Genomic DNA, 22,180 nt, shown 5'->3' with positions numbered 1-22,180 from the left:
CTTAGGTCTGTCTTGTTAACTTTCGCCCATGACAGACTACTCGTTACGCTACATGAATATCAATATCTTTCAAGAACTCTCGCGCCTCCGCTCACGCTTCGGCTTTTTTATCTTCCGCAGCCCCGAAAGGCCGCATCCGTCTTTGCTTCTTTTTCTGCCGCCGGCACATCGCGCGCCGGCTCCGGAACCTACCGTCTTTCAACCCCCCGTTCCGTTTGGGACTGCAAAGGTAAGGAGCTTTTTTTATTCCACCAAAAAAAATTTTACTTTTTTTTTTACCCCCCGAAACGCCCGGAAACCAAACGCCCCCAAACAACCGCAAAACCTTACCCAAACCGTTCAAAAAACAACCGCAAACTCAAAACTTCTTACCGTTTCCCCGTTTGCGGGCTGCAAAAGTAGAAGAGTTTTTTTGATATTCAAAATGTTTTTCAAAATTTCTATCAAAAAACATCTAATCACTTAATTATCAGCTCTTCCCTTTTTCTGGTAATTCCTTCTCAATGAACAACAACCTACTTTTCAAAAAAGCAGGGCATCAAAGGTAGCCATTTTTACCTGTTGATGCCAAATAAAATTGAATAAAAATCAAGCATCAATTATCCTCGCGATCATTCTCTCTCCAGTGAAATCGCATTTGCTGGGATAAAATCGCCGTTGGCGTCCAGCAAAAACGACATCGGCCGTTCAGGATTTTTGATAATTTCGAACAACGAATACCCCCAAGGCTTCCAAAAATTCTCGAGTACCTGCCCGAATGTTTTCACCTGCCATTGATCAAACATCGGCCTCATGCTCATACTGGCCAGCGGCATCGGTTCGACATATACCATATCAGGCGTCGTCAATACGGTATATTCAGGCAACCGGCTAAATAAATATGCCGAATAAAAATACCTTGCGCATAATTCTTCAAACTGAATCGGATGCAGCACCTTCCCCGTTATCTTTTCCAGGTATTCCCCATGATATACGTTATTGGTACCATTATCCTGCAAGCACACGATAAGGCCAAAATCATTCATCCTAAGTGAGTACACCAACGTATTGATTTCGTCGCGGTAGCCGAATGTATTTTCGGGATTGTCCACCGGTACAACCACCACGGAAAAAGGTATAGCACCATCAAACTGCATAGGCCTGATAAGCGACTGCAGCATTAAGTGCAAATTTTTAAATTTATGCGCCAGTACCTGTGAAAAATTCATGGCCTCTCCGCTAAGCATTTGCTGGCGTATGCCTGCTTGTATCTCATTAAAGACAACTCCATACACCATCTTAGCCACCCACTGAAACAGCAATACGCTCTCCAACTCCTTTACCGCATGGTACCCACTGTCAAACGCTTGCTCCACCTGTCTATCCAGCTCGGCAATCCGTTCAGCCACTTCCGTCGCACATGGCAGTTGCAATTGCTTATAGGTACGCATACTTTCATCAAGCAGCTTGAAGGGCTTGTCTTCCAAATCAAACTTGCGCATGAGCCAGTGCGGAAAGACCTGTATGTGTTCATCCACCGACTGCAACGGCTGCCCGCTCAAGAAGCAGCTATTATTGTCGAACCGGAAGTCGGTGAATGGGTTGTATAGAGTTGTATGCATAAACTAACGCGTCATTTGCTAAATGGCAAGGTCGGTACCTTGCCTTAATCCAATGAGGGAAATGATATTCCTTTTATTTTCCGATAAAGCTCCACGGCGTAGAGGTCAGTCATCCCCGAAACAAAATCAAGTACCGACCGAATTTTAGCGTACGTATCCTGCCGTTGGGTGTAAAACTGCTGGGGCATTAATGCCAGCAGCTTCGTATCATATTTCGTCCGCTCCTGTTTGAGGTAGGCGGGGATAAACTCTTCCAATAGACCGTTCATGACTTTATAGCCCGCAACCTCAATTTGCACGACCGATTGCGCATTGTAAATTTTTTCTACCGACACCTGCTCGATCGCACGCATGGCATTGACCAAATCAACATCTACCGCAGCCATTAACGGCTGGCCAAACTGCCCCCGCAAAAGGGCATCTTGGTTTTCTGCGAAGACTTTTGCGCAAGACATAATCAGTGTATTTATCGCCTTTGCCCGCAGCAAACTTATCCGGCTATCAAAATCGGCAAGTTTTTTTAAGCGTCCTTCCAGTTGGTCATCGCGGCAAACCGGCAACAACAGGCGCTCGACCTGTTCGTAAGACAAGATGCCAAGCCGATGGGCATCTTCAAGGTCAATGATATTGTAGCAGATGTCGTCCGCCGCTTCCACCAGATAAACCAAGGGATGACGCTTATAGCCCGTCTGTACGTCCGCATCTTTAATCAGCCCCAACGCTTGCGCTATCTTTTCAAAGACAGGCTCTTCAGATTTAAAGAAGCCATACTTCTTTCGGTGGTGTGTATTTTTGTCGTGCCCATCAATGGCGGCGCACGGATATTTCACAATGGCAGCCAATGTCGTATAAGTCAGCGCAAAGCCGTGCTCATCTTTACCCGCAAAAGGATGCGTAAGTATACGCAGCGCATTAGCGTTACCTTCGAAGTGAGTCAGATCGGCCCATTCAGCCGGCGTAACTTGGTCTTTAAATTCAACCCCAATCCCATCTGTAAAATAGTTTGAAATAGCTGCCTCTCCCGAATGCCCAAAGGCGGGATTCCCTAAATCATGGGATAAACATGCAGCGGATACAATATTACCCACTTCCTGCAAATAGGGAATCTCGTTGTCTATCTCCGGATTTGCCCTACGCATTTCATTATAAAAAATACGCCCTAGCGATCGCCCTACGCTAGCTACTTCAAGGCTATGAGTAAGCCTGTTGTGTACAAATACACTGCCCGGCAATGGGAAAACTTGTGTTTTGTTTTGAAGTCTACGAAAAGGCGACGAAAAAATCAGTCGATCGTAGTCCCGCTGAAATTCGGACCGCGCGTCATGCTGATCATCTACCTGGCGGGATTCGTATCCCCACCGCTTGGCGGAGAGCAATTGTTTCCAATTCATTACGTCCATGTGCAGGCAAAGGTAAGACAAAATTGACTAAACATCGTGGGTTACTGAACCGCCTCCAAAAAATCCCGCAGCCCATCCACAATGCGCTCAGCGACCTCATCATGAAAGCCAATATCCAACAACCGCTCCTCGTCGGCCGGATTCGATAGAAAAGCTACCTCCACCAAAGCGGATGGAAATCCCGTGGGCGCATTGAGTGCGAAATTAAATCCGCCTACATTACCGAAATCCGCCAACCCCAGTTTTCGCAACTGGGCAAGAATATGGCGCGACAGGGGCCGGTACGCGTGATGCCGGTAATAGGTAGACGTTCCCTGGACCAAGGGGTTTACCGAGGCGTTGCAGTGAATACTTATCAATAAATCCGGATGCTGCGCTTTGAGCCACGTCAGCCGGTCGCCGTTGTTGAAGGACCGATCTGTTTCCCGCGTCATAATCACCGTCGTGCCTATCCTTTCCAAGGCAGTTTTTAATTTCAATGCCATGGATAAGTTGAGGTCTTTCTCCAGTGCCCCTGTCATTCCCGTTGCGCCACGATTACGCCCGCCATGCCCTGCATCCACGGCGACGCGCAGCTTTCCAAGGTCAAGCTTTGGAGGCTGGGCCTTTACACGGATGACCAGCTGAGTACCGCTATACCCCACATCATATCCCCACAATTGTGGTTGCTTCGTCTCGATATATACGCGAAATACATCTTTACTAACCTGCTCATACCACACATTTTCAATCGCTATAAGGCTGTCCTTCTGTGTTATCCAATTACTGTTAGACACCGCACCATAAATATCCACCACGATGCGCGTGGGCGCATGCTGTACAATTGCGGTATAAGGAAGCCGTTCATTCAGGCCAATGCGGATGAAATCGTTCGTGCTATCCGACGACACCATCCAGCTACCGGTAAGCGAATAAGGTCGAAAATGTACACCTTGCTGCAAGCGAACAAAATCTATCGGCACGTAAGCCTGCACTTGTTCAGAGAGCCTCAACCGGTACATATCGTTCATTTTGCCTGTTATTTCCAACTTCACCAGACTATCTAGATACCCCATCTTGGCTCCGCCCAAACGATCGGTGCCTAAGCCATAGAATAAGGGGACATCATTGGTCTTGGTCAAGCCCGTCAATGCATGGGATTGATTCAATACAGTAATCCGCTGGCGGCTGTCCTTTGTTACCGTTTGTTGGGTAGTTTCGTCGTATAACACAAACCGAATAGCCTGTTCCATCAAACTATCGGACGGTTGGATCACATATTCACCCGGGTAAATCCCCGCCACCTCCGCATCTGCCGTGTCCACTTCAAAAAGTGGAATACCTTTATAAAACGTGGCTTTCATCCCCGGAGAAGCCTTCATTTCTACCTGTAGTAAATCGCCGGGCTGCAACCATAAATCCCCCTCCATCGATAGACGCACGTCATCGATGGCAAAACCGCTCGTCGGTTGGGGCGGAGCAGGCTTTTTATAAACCACAACCATTCGCCGACACACCGTATCCGAACCAACAATGTACCGGACATGCAGCTCATTGTCCCCTTCGGTCAGGTGCAGTGGCGCGGCAAACATACCGGTGCGATATACCTGTACTTCGTTGCCATTGAGGAAAAGCATACCTGAAGGATCAGCCTGCCCTTTGAAAAAGGCAATGCCTTCCGCCACGATCGTACTATCCGAAGTGGGGAAGGCAACTTTTAGTTTTGGCGCCTGTTGCGCAGCCAGCATCAACGGCCAACCGGCAATCAAAATAAACGTTGTCCTAAAATCTATTATAAAGCGAAACAATGAAGCGTAATCCATGATCTTTCAAGCCCTTTGCGTATTCTTTCCATCCCCGCCATCACCGCTACATTTGGGGGATTGGTTTTTGATTAGCAAGAATAAAAAAAATCAGATTACATTGTACGCTTATATTCCATTTCCCATTGGGGCAGCTAAGGCGAAGGCATCGGGTAATAACTCGCCTTCAACAGCGAGGTCGGGTCGGTGAATGGGTGCTTAGGTTTTAAGTACCGCCCGAGAAACTGATAGATCGTCAACCGGACTTCCACCGCCTTTTTAGTATCCAGCCGGTCAAAGACATGTCCGCCGGGCATATTCTCGAATATTTCATACTCGAAAGTCTTATTTGCCGCTTGGAGGGACTTGATCAGGTGTTCTACCTCCAGCACATTCACATCCTCATCGTTGGTATTTGCATGTACAAACAACGGGGTTTCCAACTTATCCGCATTCCAAACCGGCGAACGCTTCCGGTATTCCGCCACGTTTTGGTCGGCGCTTTTGCCCAAATGATAATCTGCCGAGTACAACTGCCGATATCCATCGTTTTTATATCCCATACGGGCGATAAGGTCACTTACCGGCACCCCGGCAAACCCGACTTTATAATCCTTCGGAAAATTAAACAAATTCATCAAGGTGATCATTCCTCCGTGGCTCCACCCCATGATACCGACCCGGTTTTTATCAATGAAGCTATACTGATCCAACATAAAATCTTTACTCACCCGCACATCTTCATTCTCCAATCCGCCGTAGTCAATCTGTTGGTAAAATCCCCTGCCATATCCGCTACTCCCCCGGTATTCCGGGGCGACCACCACATACCCTTGTATCATAAGCTCCTTGATGATATGCGCGTATGCCGTTCTGAAATTCCCATGTACGCCATCATGGGGCAATACAAGCAATGGGTATTTATCATCAGGATTAAAAGGTTTAGGGATAAACACATAGGCCATGAATTTCAACGGATTGCCAGCACCCTGGCCGGTCGGATTCCGCTCCACCGCTGGTGGCGGTCCTGTAAGTTGCACTTTGTCCATGTAAGCAAAGTCATCCAGTCCGAGCATCCAATTCAGATCGTCAATAACCTTATTCAGCTGCTGAAATTGGTGTTGCAAATTTTCAAACTGACTTTGCAACCGTTCATACGACTGGTCGGCCTGCTGGCCCACCACGATTTGGGACACAAAAAGCCCAGCACCTAAACATGCCAGCCGCGCCCAGCGAAAAGAGGGGATAATAAACATGACTAATTAAGTATGAGGTACAAAAATTCCTATGCATTCATGGCCGGCAGCTGCACAACCCGCCCTGTACGCACCGATTCATCACAAGCAAACGCAATACGCAGGCTGTTGATGGCGTCGTCCGTCGCACGGGAAAGATCCAGATCTTCAACGATGGCCCGAAGAAAAAAGGCCTGTTCGCGATTACACAGTTCCTGGTGATCGGGTTCGTCTTCCATACTGATCCATTCATCCGGCGCCACAAACTCATTGGCACCATCTAAAGCCGCATGATGCAACCGCAGTCGCTCCGTCTTGGTGTGCGACGCCACAGCATCCGATTTTCCATCCTGCTGGGCGTTAGCAGCCACAATTGAGACCGAACCTTTAGGCCCGATAACATCTTTTACAAAGTAAGCCGTCTCGCTGATCATCGGCCCCCAACCCGCTTCATACCAACCGACCGATCCATCTGAAAAGCGAAGCTGTAATTGGCCGTAATTATAATTGGTGTCGGCAATGTCATCCGTCAGTCGTGCACCTATCGCGCTCACTTGCGTTGGCACCCCAGGCGCCATTTGGCACATCACATCGATATAATGCACACCGCAGTCGACAATGGGGCTAAGGCTCTTCATCAGATTACGGTGGGTATCCCACATGGCGCCGTGGCTTTGCTGGTTTAAGTTCATCCGCATAACCAACGGGGTTCCCAAACGGCGGGCTTCCGCAATAAACCGCATCCACGAAGGGTGGTGCCGTAGAATATAACCCACCACCAATTTTTTACCACGTTCCACAGCCGCGGCCTTCACACGCAAAGCGCCGTCAACCGTGTCCGCGAGCGGCTTCTCAAGAAATACGTGAGCTCCTGCCTCAAAAGCCGCGATTGCATACGCCTCATGTGTATCAGGATACGTAGCGATACACACCGCATCGGGCTTGGTAAGCTTCAGCGCTTCCAAATAGTTGTCGTATAAGGCATAACCCCCTCCCAGCGCGTCGTTGAGGACTTCTTTGCTCTTTCCGGGGGAAACCAGGCCACAGATCTGAAAACCTTCCAGTCCGTGGTACGCATGGGCATGAGATGCCCCCATATTTCCACAGCCCACTACAAGTATGCGGAGCGGGGCACGTTGGTTATTGGTCATAAGTCTCCTTTTTTTAGCGCGCTGATAGCATAGTCGCACGCCCGCGCAGTGAGCGCCATGTAGGTAAGCGATGGATTTTGGTTCCCCGTAGATGTCATGCACGCTCCGTCCGTTACAAACACGTTAGGTACCTCGTGCAATTGGTTCCATTTATTCAATACTGAAGTCCTCGGATCATGCCCCATTCGGGCGGTACCCATCTCATGGATACATGCACCCGGGTGCGAAGGTCGATCATAGGTACTGATGTTTTTCAAACCAGCCACTTCCAGCATTTCGGCAGCGTCATTCTTCATATCCACACGCATCTTCAGCTCGTTCTCCTTAAACTCCGCATCAATGGCCAGCAGTGGCAATCCCCATTTATCCTTTTTTGCATGATCCAGCCACACCCGATTCTCGTAGTAGGGAAGGGTCTCACCCCATCCTGCGAGTCCCATACGCCACTCTCCCGGCTTTGTCCGTGCTTCTATTTCTTCCGCATAGCTCAGTTCAGCAATGTTTTTTTGCCATCCTGAACGGCTCGCACTGCCGGACATTCCAAATCCCCGCAAATAATCACGCTTATCTTTTCCAAAATTACGGTAGCGGGGCACATATACAGACGCCGGTCTTCTGCCGGAGTAATAAACATCTTCAAATCCTTCGAACGTGCCCGATGCACCTACCCTGAAGTGATGGTCCATTAAGTTGTGCCCCAATTGGCCGCTTCCATTACCCATTCCTTCAGGAAAAGCATCCGAAACCGAGTTCAGGAGGATGTAAGTACTTCCCAACGTCGACGCATTCAGAAAGATGATCTTGGCGTAATATTCCGTAGTTTCCAAAGTCTGCGCATCGATTACCCGAACACCCTTTGCCCTTTTGGTTTCCTTATCATAGATTATTTCGCTCACTACCGAAAATGGACGCAACGTCAGATTTCCTGTCGCGACGGCAGCAGGCAACGTGGCCGATTGCGTGCTGAAATATGCGCCATAAGGACAGCCCCGGGCGCAGAGGTTTCGGTTCTGGCACTTGCCCCGGCCGTTGTGCGGCACGGTCAGGTTGGCCATCCTAAAAATCGTCAGCACCCGCTCCCGGTTGTAATGCGCTTCTATTCGCTTCTTGACCTCCTTTTCCACGCAGTTCATTTCCATGGGCGGTAAAAAAACCCCGTCGGGGCATTGGGCCAGCCCTTCGGCCTGCCCACTTATGCCCGCAAAGCGCTCCACGTAGTCGTACCAAGGTGCAATATCTTGATAACGGATAGGCCAGTCCACGCCTATCCCTTCTTTAGCGTTTGCCTCAAAATCCACTTCGCCCATCCGTAAACACCCTCTCCCCCACATCAGCGACCGCCCGCCAACGTGGTAGCCCCTGAACCAGTCAAACCGCTTCACCTCCACATATGGATTCTCTTCGTCGTTCACCCAGAAACTTTCGTTGTATTCATTGTAGTGCCCATGCCGGGTCTGCACGGGGTGGGTACGCTTCTGTTCATTAGTCAGCTCCCCCCGATGCTTAAACTCCCAGGGCTGCTTTAAGGTATTTTCGTAATCTTTGATATGCTCTATATTGCGGCCGCGCTCCAACATGAGTACTTTCAGCCCCTTTTCGGTTAGCTCCTTGGCCGACCAACCCCCACTAATACCAGAGCCGACGACAATAGCATCATAGGTATTCGTTTTTTCTGCAGTAATATTTAGGTACATCCTTTTGTTTTATTTAGTTAGTGTCTGTCTATCCCGTCTCTGGCTTCATTGCGATCTCCCGGTAAACGGTCTTTACGACACGTCATTTGCGTTTTTCTGCCCATGTGCTCCTTGCTGGATACCAGGGTAGCCGAGTCCCTGCGTTTCTGGATAGACGCCAGTCATTATCCGCGCTACATTGCCCAAGCACGCTGCCCTTCCTGCAAGGGCAGGCACCCATGGTAGTCACCCGGTATAAAATCCATCACCAGCGCTTGCGTAGCGCCGATTTCAGACGTATAATACCCCTGGTTGGCCAACCGCTTAATCAAGCCGAAAAACGGTGCGCTGTCTCCCTCAAATGTTTTAAGCAACTTCTCGCGGTCTTCCGGCGTCAACTTGTTGAAAGATTTGCCATGGTATTGCCTGGCCTCTTTTTCCAGGGTCGACAATCCCTTCGATACGAGTTCGCGGTCTTCCTCACTGTAGCAATCTTCCAGCATCATCAACACGAATGGTCCGACGCCGGCAGCTTTTGCCCCCGGTATATCCGTTTCCGGAATCAATGTATCACATACCGCGTCCATCAACTCCCGTTCGGTATCGCTGAACGCTGACGTTTCTCCGCGCTCTCCCGAACACGACTGAGTCATCAACCCAAAGGTAGAAATGGTAGCGGTACCGCCGATGAGCATCGCTACACCTTTGATTGCTTGTCTTCTATTCATATACTTGTTGTCTTTTTTTCCTTTCGTTGAAAAATAATACCAATAGCACAAGCAGCGCTACCGATATGTATGCAGGAATTAACCAAACGCTTTCCCAGTTATACGTTGTGTGGTCACCACCGACGATGACATATTGTTCCGTAAGGTACCCCGAAATATAGGATCCCAAAAACATCCCAATCCCATACGTCGCAAACGTGATAAGCCCTTGTGCAGCGTTCTTGATCCGCTCACCAGCCACATGCTCTGTATAGATTTGCCCCGTGACGAAAAAGAAATCATAACATGCACCATGCAATGCAATGCCAACCAAAAGCATCCACATGGCGTTATCAGCGCCCCCGAACGCAAAAAACAGATAGCGCAATATCCAACAAACCAATGACAAAATCAACATCCGCTTGACACCCAGTTTTGCAAACAGAAACGGAATAAGTAGCATAAACAGTGCTTCCGATACCTGGCCCAGTGTCATTTTCCCCGCAGCATTGGATACGCCTATATCATTTAAAAAAGGATTAGCGAAATTGTAATAAAACGTCAAAGGGATACAAATCAGTATGGATAACACAAAAAACAGCAAGAAAGCACGGCTTTTGAACAGCACCAATGCTTCGAGTCCTAACAGCGATTTCCAGGAGGCGTTGTTCGTCCGATTCGGCGGCGTATGCGGAAGCATAAAACTTAGCACCCCGAGTGCTATCGAAGCAATTGCCGCAACATGAAAAATAAGTGACGAGCTATCCAGCTCCAGATAACCTATTAACAGGCCGGCCGCTATCCATCCGATGGTGCCCAGCACCCGTACCGCAGGAAACTGCTTTCCCGGATTATCCATTTGCCTGAAAGAAATGGAGTTGGCAAGCGAAATGGTTGGCGTATACAGTATCGTATATAGTAAGATCAACCACCAGAATGCGGAAAATTCCGTAACCTTGCCCACAAAGAAAAGCACAACAGCTCCAGCGATATGCAATACACCCAATACACGTTGGGAAGGGAAAAAACGATCAGCCACTAATCCGACAAAAAAGGGGGAAATGATGGCCCCGATGGAAAAGGTCGCATACGCACTCCCCACCTCCACGGCTCCAACCTTAAGGTGGGTCATCATGAAGGTGCCCATGGTTACGTACCACATGCCCCATACAAAATATTGCAGGAACATCATCGACGACAACCTCAACCGAAGAAAAACATCCATATAGCGATTAAAAAGTGTGCAAACTATCTTAAAGAAGGAAGCCACTGTAGGCTTCCTTCCATCATCCTCTACTTACCCATTAAATGCGTTACGCAACACTTCCAAACTTTTGGGCACGGCAATATCCGGGTTTTCCTTACCTTCCATCTCCAACGACACATATCCCTTGAAGCCTTTATCACGTGCAATCTTACCTATACGCGGATAGTCGAGATCCAAATCATAATAATGGCCACCTCCATAGTACGTTTTCGCCTGAATGATGTTGGCATATCCCACCAACCGCTCAAATTGCGGGTACGGATCACCTACATAGTTTCCTGTATCCAGGTTAAGCCCCATTGCGGGCGAGTCCTTGAGGGCTGTATAAATACGTTCGAGGTAGTCAATATTGGAAGAAAGCCCCCAGTGATTTTCGATAGCCAATATCACCCCTGCTTTTTCCGCATCGACCAAACATTCGCCCAAGCCATCGATACACCACTTAATCGCATCTTCGTCGGTATACCCCGGAAGCGGGGTTTCTTTACCCGTTTTATAGTAATCAGGTGCTGACCGCCCGGTGCCCCAGCTACCGGTATTCATCCGGATGCAGGGAATTCCCATTTGCACGGCCAGTCCGATGCAACGCTTAGTATGGGCAATATCACGCTTACGGCGCTCAATATCTGGTTGCACGAAACTTTGGTGAATCGAAAGCATCGGCAGAGCCAATCCAGCGTCAAAGGCAAGACGCTTCAATTTATTCATGTAAGGCACTTCCTCGCTTTCCATTTGTCTATGCAGGATTTCCACCCCATCAAAACCCAGCTTTGAAGCGTTTTCAATAACCTTTTCAATCGGATATTTGACTTTCTCGAAATGCCAGTATGAATACGTAGACACTGCAAACCGTATGGGAGGTGTATAAGGTGCGGCTTTGGAAGCTTTGGCGTCCGCTTTAGCAATCAAGCCAGGTGCAGCTACCGCTGAAGCACCAATGACAGCTGCATTTTTCAGCCATGACCGGCGTGATAATGATGTTGAATTTTCCATTTTTTAAAATTTACTTGTTTTGTTACTAAAAAGTCAAGCAACTAACGATGCTCCTTGATGTTTATATACGTTAATAATTGGGGTTCGGCACCAGGGTTCCCAAACTCAAATCGATCTGAGCTTGTGGAATGGGGTAATACTCATGCTTACCGACTTGGAAGACGGCCGATCCGTAATACGTATGGACCGCTTTTTCTTTCTCCCAGTAAGCCGTAAGCTCTTCGGCCACGGTACCGTACCTTACCAGGTCAAAGAAACGGTGTCCTTCCATGGCCAATTCCAGTTTCCGTTCGAATCGTACGGCTTTCCGTCCATATTCCGGATTAGGAAATGTCGGATAAAGCCCGATTTTGTAGTTTGCCGCCGGAATATCGGTGAAACCCATTCCGGGGTTATCATTGTTGATATAGGTATGTACCCACGTGGCGGGATCACTCATCCGGCTGCGCACGCGGTTTACCAGTTCGGTTGCTCTCACTAAGTCACCCAATTCCACTTCCACTTCTGCCGCCATCAGCAACACGTCCGCAAAGCGGATTATTTTGTAGCTGATGGTTGTATAGATGCCGTACAATGCCGTAGCATCTGAATACACACCTTCTTGTGCCTTGTAATAAACCGTTTTGATTGGTGCATAGGGTCCGCCGCTCGATTGCTCGCGAACGGCTGCTTGCCCCGGATGTACACCCCAATCCAAATATGGAATACCACGGCGCCCCACAGTCCAATCCAAGCGCGGATCAAGGGCGGTTTCATCCGGCGTAAACGGCGTCGTGGAGGATATCCCTTGATCATTTTTCACGTCCACTGCGTTGAAATTATCCAAGTAAGGAAGCCCGTCTTCGTTCACCCGGAATGAGTTAACTAAGCTCTGGGAGGGTTGAAAAAAGCCGCTGCCCCCCGGAGGCCCCCAATTATAAGGCCCGTTGAGCCGGTCGCCACGGTTGCCATTTTGGCCGTTCGAGCCATCATTCACCGAAAACTGTACCGCAAAAACCGTTTCCGCATTATTTGATCGCTCCGCGTTAAAGTTGTCATGGAAGTTCACCAAATCATATTTCACGCCCAGGGGGTTTGTTCCATTCGTGATAATGTCATCAAACAATGGCTTGGCGGCTGAGTATTTGCCTTGGAAAAGGTAGGTTTTTGCCAAATACGCCTTCGCCGCCCAACTGTTGGCCCTGCCTATCGCCGACTGTGTTGACGGAAGGTTTTCAGCCGCAAAAGCAAAATCGTTTTCAATCTTCGGCCAAATGTCCGCTGTGTTTGGGACATTCAGGTTACCGTTGTTATAGTTGATGCTTTCATCCAGGAAGGGCACGTTATTCCATTTTTTCTTCGCTTCAAAATGAAAATGCCCCCTTAAAAAGCGCGCTTCTGCGGCAATCCGCGTTCTTTCCGCGTCCGAGATGTCGTTCACCAACTCGAGGATACGCAGCACCTCGTTACTCCGTTGTATCGCGTCATACAACACGCGCCATTCGCTGTTGAACAAACCAGTAGCCGGATTCCCCGCGAACGTTTCTACCGCCAAAATATCCGGAAGGTCTCCGAGCGTAGAGCCTTTGTACGCGTCATCAGCGGCCACACTTCCAAACACCCAGTTTGAGCTCGAAATGCCATTGCCACTGCCTGCCCCGCCGACTTTGTCCAAAAGCGAATAGGCACCGATGAGTAAGCCTTCCGCACCTGCGGCATTGGCCAGCGTCTGATCACTCAATGTCCCCAAGGGATCGACTTTCAAAAAACTATCACTGCATGAGCTCACACCTAAAAGTGTCACCACACCCATGCTGTATACCGTTATCTTTAAAATGAATTTTTTCATTCGAATAATTTGTTTTTGACGGCAATGAATCTTGCATAAATCATTCATGTCCTTTTGTTTATGCCTATTTATGCAGGTTCATATCGATCAATTCCTTAAAATGTGAAACTTACACCTAAGTTATAGTTACGTTGATTATTCGGGTAGTTGCCATAATCGATACCGAACGCGCTCTCCGTACCGCCAAGTTCGGGATCCAGTCCGGTATATTTCGTGATGGTGAAAAGATTCGCCACCTGCAAGTAGACCCGCAACTGATTGATACCCAAACGGGTCAATTGATTCCCTCCAAATGTATAGCTGAGCATGATGTTCTTCAGCTTTAAGAAAGAAGCATCCTCGATATAATAAGAATTAGGAACCGCGTTGTTGCTAAAGTTCGATTGGTTTTCAATAATGGGCGTTTTAGCATCCAGGTTATCGGGGCGCCATGAATTGTACAACAGGTCCTTGCTCTTCACGCCCTGCAACGACGGAAAAAAATCCGTCCACCAACGCTGATAGTTCACGGCATCATTGCCTTGCGAACCGTAAAAAAACATGGTCAACCCGAATTGCTTATAACTTGCGTTCATATTCAAGCCATAGGTAAAATCGGGGTTCGGATCCCCGATGAACGTACGGTCTGCGGTAGAAATCTGGTTATCACCGGTGATATCCGCATATTTAAACCGACCTGGGGCTGCGGCATCCTGCGCGGGCGAATTGGCCACATCGTCCGCATCGCGGAAAAGCCGTTCAACCTGATAGCCGAAGAATGCGCCAACGGGATGCCCCACTTGGTTCCTCACGAAATTTCCCGTCCGGGTAGTACCCGTATCAAAATACGTGTTCGGCAAATCAACCACGCGGCTCCTATAACGAGTCACGTTCAATCCTAAATCAAAGGTCAGCTCTCCAGCTGTCCCATGGTAGTTTGCATTAAAATCGACCCCTTTGTTTTCGATATTCCCGATGTTTACCGTTGGCAGGGAAGCTCCACCAGCCGTGGCTGGCGATTGATCTTCAAACAACAGCCCATTTATCCGTTTCTGGTAATACTCAACCGAAAGGTCAAGTTTTGAATTCAGCACGGTCATATCCAGCCCGATGTTGGAAAGCCGGTCTTCTTCCCATCCGGTAGCTAAGTTTCCTATCCGGCTAAGCCGGAATCCCTGCAGGGGGCTTGACCCCGTCCCACCGATGTCATAGTACGAATTCAAACTGCCGCCCACCGTGCTGTTATATTGCGTGTAAGCATTGCTGGGATCCACATTAAGCTGATTGCCCAAAATACCCCAGCTCCCACGAATCATCAAATTGTCAAGCCAGCTTACTCCTTCCATAAAACGTTCTTCGGATGCTCGCCAGCCTGCGGAAAACGCCGGAAACATTCCCCAGCGATTCTGTTCACTAAACCGGGACGATCCGTCGCGACGGAGCGTGACCCCGACGATGTATTTCTCGTCAAAATTATAGTCAACTTTACCAAACTGGGAGTACAGGGTATACTCCGACATGCTGCTACGATTGGTAAAGTTGCCCGAACCCGAGCTTAATGTAAGAAAGCTTGGATCGTCGCTGAAGTATCCGGCCGAGCTGCCACCGAGCGTCCGGCCAGTATTCTCCACAGCCTCCAAGCCCGCCAACACCTTTACTTGGTGCCGTCCAAACTTCTGGTTGTATTGAAGCGTATTGGTGAATGTCCACTGCTGGGTATACGACGAACCCTCGTTGTACGTATTTATTGAATTATTTTCGGCATCTTCATACGTCCGGCGCAGGAAGTTGTTGGTATTTCCACTTCTTACGAATCCACCGAAAGAAGTTCTGAAATTGAAATGCTTAAGAAAGTCGATCTCCGCGAAGATGTTTCCCTGAGCGGTCCACGAACTGTTATGATACCCACCGTTGCGCTGAGCCACAGCATAAGGGCTGGGGCTTTGTCCCAATCCCCGGGCCCGCGTACCCGCGTAGTTGCCCATCAAGTCAAATACCGGAATAATGGGCTGCATCATGAAAGACAGCATCAATGGGTTACCGGTATCGGAAGTGTTTTGTACGCCGGTGTATGCGCTCGGATTATCCCGGGTAAACAGGTATAGGTTTTCCCCCACACGGATATTATCTTTGATATTGAACGATGTATTGGCCCGTACGCTATACCGCTTTAGGTAAGAGTCTATCATCGTCCCTTGTTGGTTGAAATACCCCGCAGAGAAAAAGTAAGACGATTTATTGCCAGCGCTTGAGGCTGACACCGTATGGCTTTGTATGGGAGCCGGTTTGAATATTTCATGGAACCAATCCGTCCCTTCCTTATTTGCCGGTATGATCTGATAGATATCTCCCCTGCTATAATCAACGTTGTAACTTGCCAGCTGTTCTTCGGTCAAGCTACCCACCACACCCGTATTTGTGCCCACAAGGATGTAATCCGGTATAACGGGAGTCGGGCCGTTGCCATATTGCACATGACTGGGATTACCGTTGGCATCCACTTGCCCGGAGTTAATGAATGCTTTCCAGGTCACCTCGGCCATTTCCTGCGTATTTAGCAGGTTATAGACATTGCCGCTCGGCGGTGTCTGAATCCCGTAATAACCGTCGTAAGTAATTTTAGCCGCACCGGCTTTTCCTTTTTTGGTGGTTACGACAATCACGCCATTCGAACCCCGCACCCCATAGATTGCAGCTGCGCCTGCATCTTTCAACACTTGTATCGATTCGATATCGTTCGAATTGATGTCGGTCAATTCGCCCTGTACACCGTCGATAATGACCAAAGGACTGTTGTTGCCGAATGATGTAATTCCTCGAATCCGGATATTGCTTGCCGAGCCCGGACTGCCGGACGTCGTAATGTTCAGACCTGATGCCCGGCCTTGCAGCATCTGCTCAGCGCTTCCTGCAGGGACATTCTTCATATCTTCCACATCCACGATGGCTACCGAACCGGTGATTTCTTTTTTGGTTTGGGTAGAATAACCGACCACAACGACCTCTTCCAGCACGCTGGGCTCTTCAACAAGGGCAATGCCGTATGTCGTCCGTTGATCGGTAGGGACAGTTTTAGTTTCGAATCCCACATACGAAACAACCAACGAAGAATTCGCCGGCACCGTAAGTGAGAATCGGCCGCTCTGATCCGTGTAGGTGCCATTACCAGCACCACCCTGTATGGATACGGATGCACCACTTAAGGGATTTCCCGTTTCATCCGTTACTGTTCCCATGATTTGTCTGGTAGAATCTTGTGTGACGGTGGCTATCGGTGCCTGTAGGTGCTTGCGCGTAACCAATACCATCGACTTTTTAATACGGTAAGACAAAGGCTGATTGGCAAAAACGGCATCCAGAATCTTGGTAATGGGAGCATTTTTGAAGTTAACAGTGAGTGGTTTGCTTCCACTGAGATCGTCGAATGCATAAAGGAAATCATAATCCGTTTGCTTCTTTAATTCTTCAAAAATCCAGACCAGTGAAACATTTCTGGCTTGAATGGTCGCGTTTTGACCATATGCTGTCGCTTTGACTTGAAATACCGCTATAAGCATCAATGCAATACATAGCTTCATGGTTATCAAAAGTCTAGTTAGGGAAAGAGCGTGACTACTGCCTCTTGCTCGGGCAGCAAAAATGTTATACATTTGCATATTAGGTTTGTTAAAAATTGTTTCCGCAATTGATTGACCTAATCACAGCGTTTGCCGCTGGATAATGAACCGGAAGTGTTCGAGCACTTCTGGTTTTTTTTTAAGTTGATGTCACGACATAACGATAATCCTCCTTCCTTTCTGCTTAAACTTAAAATTGCCGATCGACTGAAAATATTCCAGCAATTCATTCAGCGTACGTTTTCTGGAAAACGTGCCACCGAAGAGTCGCGGCGAGATCTCCCCCTGAAAATAAATTTCTACATCATACCATCGCGATACCTCTTTCATGATACTGGTAATATCCTGTTTATAAAAAGCAAAATATCCATTTTTCTTGGCGATAATGTTGGCGACATTTATCGAAGATACCTGTATACCTGGCATCCCTTGCTGTGTTATGGCCTGTTGGCTTGGCGTCATTGATAGCGATTCCTCAGGCGTGGCCATCGTAATCATGCCTTCAACCAATGTTGCATACGTAGCTTTTTCATCCCGGTAGGCTTTAACATTGAACTGGGTGCCCGTGGCAATGACTTCCGTTTCGTTGGCCGCAACGATGAATGGATTTGTTTTATCAGACGTCACGTCAAAGAATGCTTCTCCAGATATCGTTACACGACGCTCGCTTCCGGTGAAGCGTGTGGGAAACTCCAATGCGGACTCGGTGTTGAGCCACACGTCCGATCCGTCGGGAAGCGTCACATTAAAGTCCCGCCCCTTCGGCACAAAAATCGTATGCTTGGCAAAGACCCTGGACGACGAATCCATGTCGCCCAAACGTTGGTAATAGCTCAAGCTATTAATCGATGTCTTTTTGACCACGGCTTGTCCAACAGTTGTTTCGACCCCGATTGGCAAACTATCTACCAAATAGTCTTTTCCTTCAGCATGAATCGTCAACGCCGCATACGTTTGAAATGCTACGGGTTCACGCTGTTGTATAGCAACGGTCCCTACCGTTGGTAGGGGATGACGACCGAGAAACCAAATTCCCAGCCCTGTCAAGGCCAATAACAGGATGGCAGCCGCACCGGCCAATTTTCCGAATAAGCTCCTGGTTCGCTGCGGAGACTCCGCCTCCAGGGGTTTCGGATTTTCCAACAGATGTCTTAACCGGAACCGCAACTGGTGCTCCACCTCCGCTTCTTCTTCCGGCTGCCATTCCCATTCTTCCTGAGCAGCTTGCTTAGCGAGCCACAAATAAAGGATTTGGCGCTCCTCCGCTGTGCAATCGCCCTGAAGATATCGTTTGATTAAATCGTTGACAGCTTTCCTTTTCATGGTTTAACACCGGGTAACAGTCGCTAAGTGTATTGGCGGCCGGAAAAGTAGTATTGCCCAGATCAAAAAAAACGCAAACCACTCGTTATCAACAAGAAAAAATTCAGCAAACTCAAGAAATTTTACAAACAAATAATGAATTGAATTGTTTAGGAGCAAAAAAAGGTGGTTCAAGCAGCTTTTAAGACAGCAACGCCCTTATCAGCACAAACAGCGCAGCGCCTACGGAGAAATAGGCTTTATTTATTTTCATCCTGAGGTATTTGATCGAAAAACTGACCTGCTTTCTAACCGTGTTCTCCGCAATAGACAGCTTCACCGCAATTTCCTTGTAAGAAAGCCGTTCATTTCGGCTCAAGAGAAATACTTCCCGCATCTTTGGTGGCAGTTTCGCAATTTCTGCGTTGATGAATGCGGCCAAATCATGCGCATCGATCTCTGCTTCCAATGAATGGTGTGGATCCGGAAAATAAGCTGCCATCGCAACGACATAATCGCGGTGCCGTATACTGCTTTTGATAAATCGGATCGCCTTGTGGTGCACCATGGCAAAGATATAGCCTTTCAATGACTTCACTTCATGCAACTGCTCGCGTTGTTGCCACAGCGACGTAAACGCATCTTGTACGATATCAACACTTTCTTCCTTATCCTTTATGATACGGATAACATAAGCATAAAGCTCTTTCCAGTACGCACTGAAAAGCATTGAAAAAGCTCGTTTGTCTCCGGCAATCAAGCCGTTCAACAGTGATGTTTCATCCATCTCTTCAATAAAAAAAACCTCAATTTAGCTGAATTGCCTGAGATATAATTGGTCGCGGGATAAATTTGTCCGGTAAAATTACATTTTTTTGTGATTAAAACGCAACAAAGATCAAATTTATGAGCAGCGACAGCCGTTTACCGAATCCGTTGCTCCTACATCATGCATTACACAAGTTTTGACTTATTTCCTGAAATCAGCAATATTCGCTAAACTTGCATGATGGAGCCTGCTGCATTATACCCCTATTTCCTCAAGTATCCACTTATCAGTACGGATACACGTCATATCCAGCCCGACAGTCTGTTTTTCGCCCTCAAGGGGTCGAATTTCAATGGCAATCAGTTTGCGTCTGAGGCGCTCGAAAAAGGTGCCCGGTATGCTGTCATTGACGAACGTCAATACCGGCGTGACGATCGCTTTTTGCTTGTTGATGATGTGTTGATCGCTTTGCAGGAATTAGCCCGCTTCCACCGCATGCAGCTGCAGATACCCTTTATTGGGATCACGGGCTCGAATGGCAAGACCACCACGAAAGAATTGGTCCATGCTGTACTCTCGAAGCAGTTCATTACGTATGCCACCAAGGGCAATCTCAATAACCATATCGGCGTGCCGCTCACCATACTCGCTATCTCGCACCAAACCGAAATCGCTGTTATCGAGATGGGAGCCAACCATCCCGGCGAAATCGCACTGCTTTGCGATATTGCCCATCCCACCCACGGCCTGATCACCAATGTTGGCAAAGCGCACTTAGCAGGCTTCGGCGGTTTTGAAGGTGTAAAAAAGACGAAGGGTGAGCTGTATGACTACCTCGCCGCCCATCAGGGCACGTTATTTTTGCAAAACGACAATCCTTTGCTCAACGAGATGGCTGGTGCAAGGAATATCCAGCACATCGTCAACTATGGCTTTTCGGCGACCAATGACCTGATAGGCGAGTTAGCGCATGCCTCCCCCATGCTTGAGCTGCGCTGGCGGGAACAAGGAGATGCAACGCCGCGTACGGTACGCACCCAGCTTACCGGCGCATACAATACGGAAAATATCCTCGCCGCAATATGCATCGGCAGGCATTTTGGCATCACGCCCGGCAATATCAACCAGGCGATAGCCGACTACACACCAGCCAACAACCGCTCGCAGCTTACCCAAACCAAACACAATACCGTGATTTGCGATTATTATAATGCCAATGCGAGCAGTATGGCTGCCGCATTGGACAATCTCCGGTTTCTTGAGGCCAGCCACAAGGTTGTCATCCTTGGCGACATGTTCGAAATGGGTGACGAATCCTATGAAGAGCATGGCAAGGTAGTCCAGCAAGCAGCCGCATTGGGTGCCGTACGCACCATTTTCGTAGGCGAAGCTTTCATGCAGCACCGCCATCCCCATGCCGAGTTCTATGAGACAACAGAAGCTGCCAGGGACGCACTGCGCCACCAGCCCGTCCGTGGCGCGCTGGTACTCCTCAAGGCGTCACGCGGTATGGCTTTCGAGCGATTGGTGGACGATCTGTAACCACTTATGATTTTGCGATCCCATGGAGTGCATCCAGCAAGCGATCCAGATCGCTCAGGCTGGTGTATACGTGTGGGGTGATCCGCACGCAGTGCACGTAGTCGTTTACCATGGCCGTCGTGTGTATCTTATACCGATTGAACAAGGCAGCGTCAAGTTCTGGCGCGGTCATGCCATCCATGCTTACCCCGCAAATCCCGCAAGAATAGGCGGCAGCGAGTGACGTATGCAGCCGTACCCGGGGAATATGGCTCACGGCCTCCTTTGCCCAGTAGTCTTTCAAGTAACGTACACGCTCTTCTTTTCGCTTCGGGCCAATCCCTTCATGGAAATTAATCGCTTCGCCGATCCCCTGCTCTAACGGGAAACTGCGCGTGCCCAGCGTTTCAAACTTCCGGATATCGCTCCTTTTTGGCTCGCCATCGCATACCAACGGCCAGATTTTTCCGATGTGCTCGCGTTTCATCCACATCATTCCTGTACCTACGGGTGCCGATAGAAACTTGTGCAAGCTGGTGCCGAAATAGTCACACCCCAGGTCCGAGACCTTGAAATCCAGCAGACCGAATGAATGCGCCCCATCCACGATGACTTCGATTCCATGCTCATGGGCCATTTCACAGATCTTTTTTACCGGCATGATGTGGCCTACCCAATTGATGACATGCGTCACATGGATGACCTTGGTACGTGGCGTAATCGCGTCGCGGTAGGCCGCTACAATCAAGTCATCGTCTTCAATCGGAAAGTCAAAAGCCAGCTGCTTATAGACAATCCCTTCACGTTGGGCCCGCTGCCTCCAGGCATGCATCATGTTTGGATAGTCCAAGTGGCATCCGATGACCTCATCCCCGCGCTGGAGATCCATGCCGAAAATGACCGTATTCAACGCTTCCGTAGCATTCCGGTTGATTGCGATTTCCTCAGGGTCCGTGCCGGCCAAGCGGGCCAATTTCTGCCGAAGTGGCTCACGCCCTTGATCCAGGATACGCCACATATAGTAAGAAGGCCCTTGGTCGGCCAGCTTATGATAATTTTCCACGGCCTGCTGCACGACAATGGGAGGCGGCGACACACCGCCGTTATTTAAAATCAGGATATTAGAAAAACTGGCACTGTAGCCTTGCTGTACCACCGACCAGTAATCTTCATCACGCGCCACTTCAGATGCCGATTTTCCTGCCATTTTTTTATCAAATGGAGCTATGGACTTTGCCATCGACTTAGAAAATAGACTTTGCCCTGAAAAAGCCCCCATCAATAAGGCGGTTCCCCGCAGGAAATCCCGACGGTTATGCAACTGTTTCATGTATCTGGAATAACTTTATGCCCAAA

At 48.7% G+C, this 22,180-nt stretch carries 15 protein-coding genes; 1 reads left to right on the top strand and 14 read right to left on the bottom strand.

Features of this window, described 5'->3' with window-relative positions; all coding sequences use genetic code 11:
• Nucleotides 1–611: 611 nt before the first annotated feature.
• The 13 genes from B5X72_RS19785 to B5X72_RS19725 form a co-directional block, all read right to left on the bottom strand.
• Nucleotides 612–1,601, bottom strand: a complete 990-nt coding sequence (locus B5X72_RS19785) for a hypothetical protein (protein WP_079718669.1) — start codon at nucleotides 1,599–1,601, stop codon at nucleotides 612–614.
• A gap of 44 nt (nucleotides 1,602–1,645) precedes the next feature.
• Complete coding sequence (locus B5X72_RS19780; RefSeq protein WP_079718672.1) at nucleotides 1,646–2,992, bottom strand: deoxyguanosinetriphosphate triphosphohydrolase; 1,347 nt, start codon at nucleotides 2,990–2,992, stop codon at nucleotides 1,646–1,648.
• A 50-nt stretch (nucleotides 2,993–3,042) separates the two neighbouring features.
• Nucleotides 3,043–4,803 (bottom strand): N-acetylmuramoyl-L-alanine amidase family protein, encoded by a 1,761-nt coding sequence (locus B5X72_RS19775; protein WP_079718668.1) that lies wholly within the window; start codon nucleotides 4,801–4,803, stop codon nucleotides 3,043–3,045.
• Between the two features lie 134 nt (nucleotides 4,804–4,937).
• Nucleotides 4,938–6,038 (bottom strand): alpha/beta hydrolase family protein, encoded by a 1,101-nt coding sequence (locus B5X72_RS19770; protein ID WP_079718667.1) that lies wholly within the window; start codon nucleotides 6,036–6,038, stop codon nucleotides 4,938–4,940.
• 29 nt (nucleotides 6,039–6,067) lie between these two features.
• Nucleotides 6,068–7,168, bottom strand: a complete 1,101-nt coding sequence (locus B5X72_RS19765; protein ID WP_079718666.1) for a Gfo/Idh/MocA family protein — start codon at nucleotides 7,166–7,168, stop codon at nucleotides 6,068–6,070.
• The gene (locus B5X72_RS19760) at nucleotides 7,165–8,862 is read right to left on the bottom strand and encodes a GMC oxidoreductase (protein WP_079718665.1); all 1,698 of its coding nucleotides are present in this window, start codon (nucleotides 8,860–8,862) and stop codon (nucleotides 7,165–7,167) included. The genes B5X72_RS19765 and B5X72_RS19760 overlap by 4 nt, the downstream gene beginning before the upstream one ends.
• Nucleotides 8,863–9,035: 173 nt before the next feature.
• Complete coding sequence (locus B5X72_RS19755) at nucleotides 9,036–9,569, bottom strand: gluconate 2-dehydrogenase subunit 3 family protein (protein WP_079718664.1); 534 nt, start codon at nucleotides 9,567–9,569, stop codon at nucleotides 9,036–9,038.
• On the bottom strand, nucleotides 9,562–10,773 hold the full coding sequence (locus B5X72_RS19750) for a nucleoside permease (RefSeq protein ID WP_079718663.1): 1,212 nt from the start codon (nucleotides 10,771–10,773) through the stop codon (nucleotides 9,562–9,564). Before B5X72_RS19750 ends, B5X72_RS19755 begins: the two co-directional genes overlap by 8 nt.
• A 72-nt stretch (nucleotides 10,774–10,845) precedes the next feature.
• Nucleotides 10,846–11,808: a sugar phosphate isomerase/epimerase family protein gene (locus tag B5X72_RS19745; RefSeq protein ID WP_079718662.1), complete on the bottom strand. Its 963-nt coding sequence runs from the start codon at nucleotides 11,806–11,808 to the stop codon at nucleotides 10,846–10,848.
• Nucleotides 11,809–11,878: 70 nt separating this feature from the next.
• On the bottom strand, nucleotides 11,879–13,636 hold the full coding sequence (locus B5X72_RS19740; protein WP_079718661.1) for a RagB/SusD family nutrient uptake outer membrane protein: 1,758 nt from the start codon (nucleotides 13,634–13,636) through the stop codon (nucleotides 11,879–11,881).
• Between the two features lie 95 nt (nucleotides 13,637–13,731).
• Entirely contained in the window at nucleotides 13,732–17,193 is a 3,462-nt protein-coding gene (locus B5X72_RS19735) for a TonB-dependent receptor (RefSeq protein ID WP_176146275.1), read from the bottom strand.
• Between the two features lie 189 nt (nucleotides 17,194–17,382).
• Nucleotides 17,383–18,555, bottom strand: coding sequence for a FecR family protein (locus B5X72_RS19730; RefSeq protein ID WP_079718658.1), 1,173 nt, complete (start codon nucleotides 18,553–18,555; stop codon nucleotides 17,383–17,385).
• Nucleotides 18,556–18,736: 181 nt separating this feature from the next.
• Entirely contained in the window at nucleotides 18,737–19,321 is a 585-nt protein-coding gene (locus tag B5X72_RS19725) for an RNA polymerase sigma factor (RefSeq protein ID WP_079718657.1), read from the bottom strand.
• Between the two features lie 219 nt (nucleotides 19,322–19,540).
• Here B5X72_RS19725 and B5X72_RS19720 point away from each other — a divergent pair, with 219 nt between their 5' ends.
• Nucleotides 19,541–20,845 (top strand): UDP-N-acetylmuramoyl-tripeptide--D-alanyl-D-alanine ligase, encoded by a 1,305-nt coding sequence (locus B5X72_RS19720; protein ID WP_317043128.1) that lies wholly within the window; start codon nucleotides 19,541–19,543, stop codon nucleotides 20,843–20,845.
• Between the two features lie 4 nt (nucleotides 20,846–20,849).
• Here B5X72_RS19720 and B5X72_RS19715 read toward each other — a convergent pair whose 3' ends face one another.
• The gene (locus B5X72_RS19715; protein WP_079718655.1) at nucleotides 20,850–22,154 is read right to left on the bottom strand and encodes an aminotransferase class V-fold PLP-dependent enzyme; all 1,305 of its coding nucleotides are present in this window, start codon (nucleotides 22,152–22,154) and stop codon (nucleotides 20,850–20,852) included.
• Nucleotides 22,155–22,180 lie beyond the last annotated feature (26 nt).

The organism is Parapedobacter luteus (genome assembly GCF_900168055.1).
Lineage (GTDB): Bacteria > Bacteroidota > Bacteroidia > Sphingobacteriales > Sphingobacteriaceae > Parapedobacter > Parapedobacter luteus.
The sequence above is the reverse complement of the archived record's forward strand: the minus strand, read 5'-3'. Positions and strand labels throughout refer to the sequence as shown.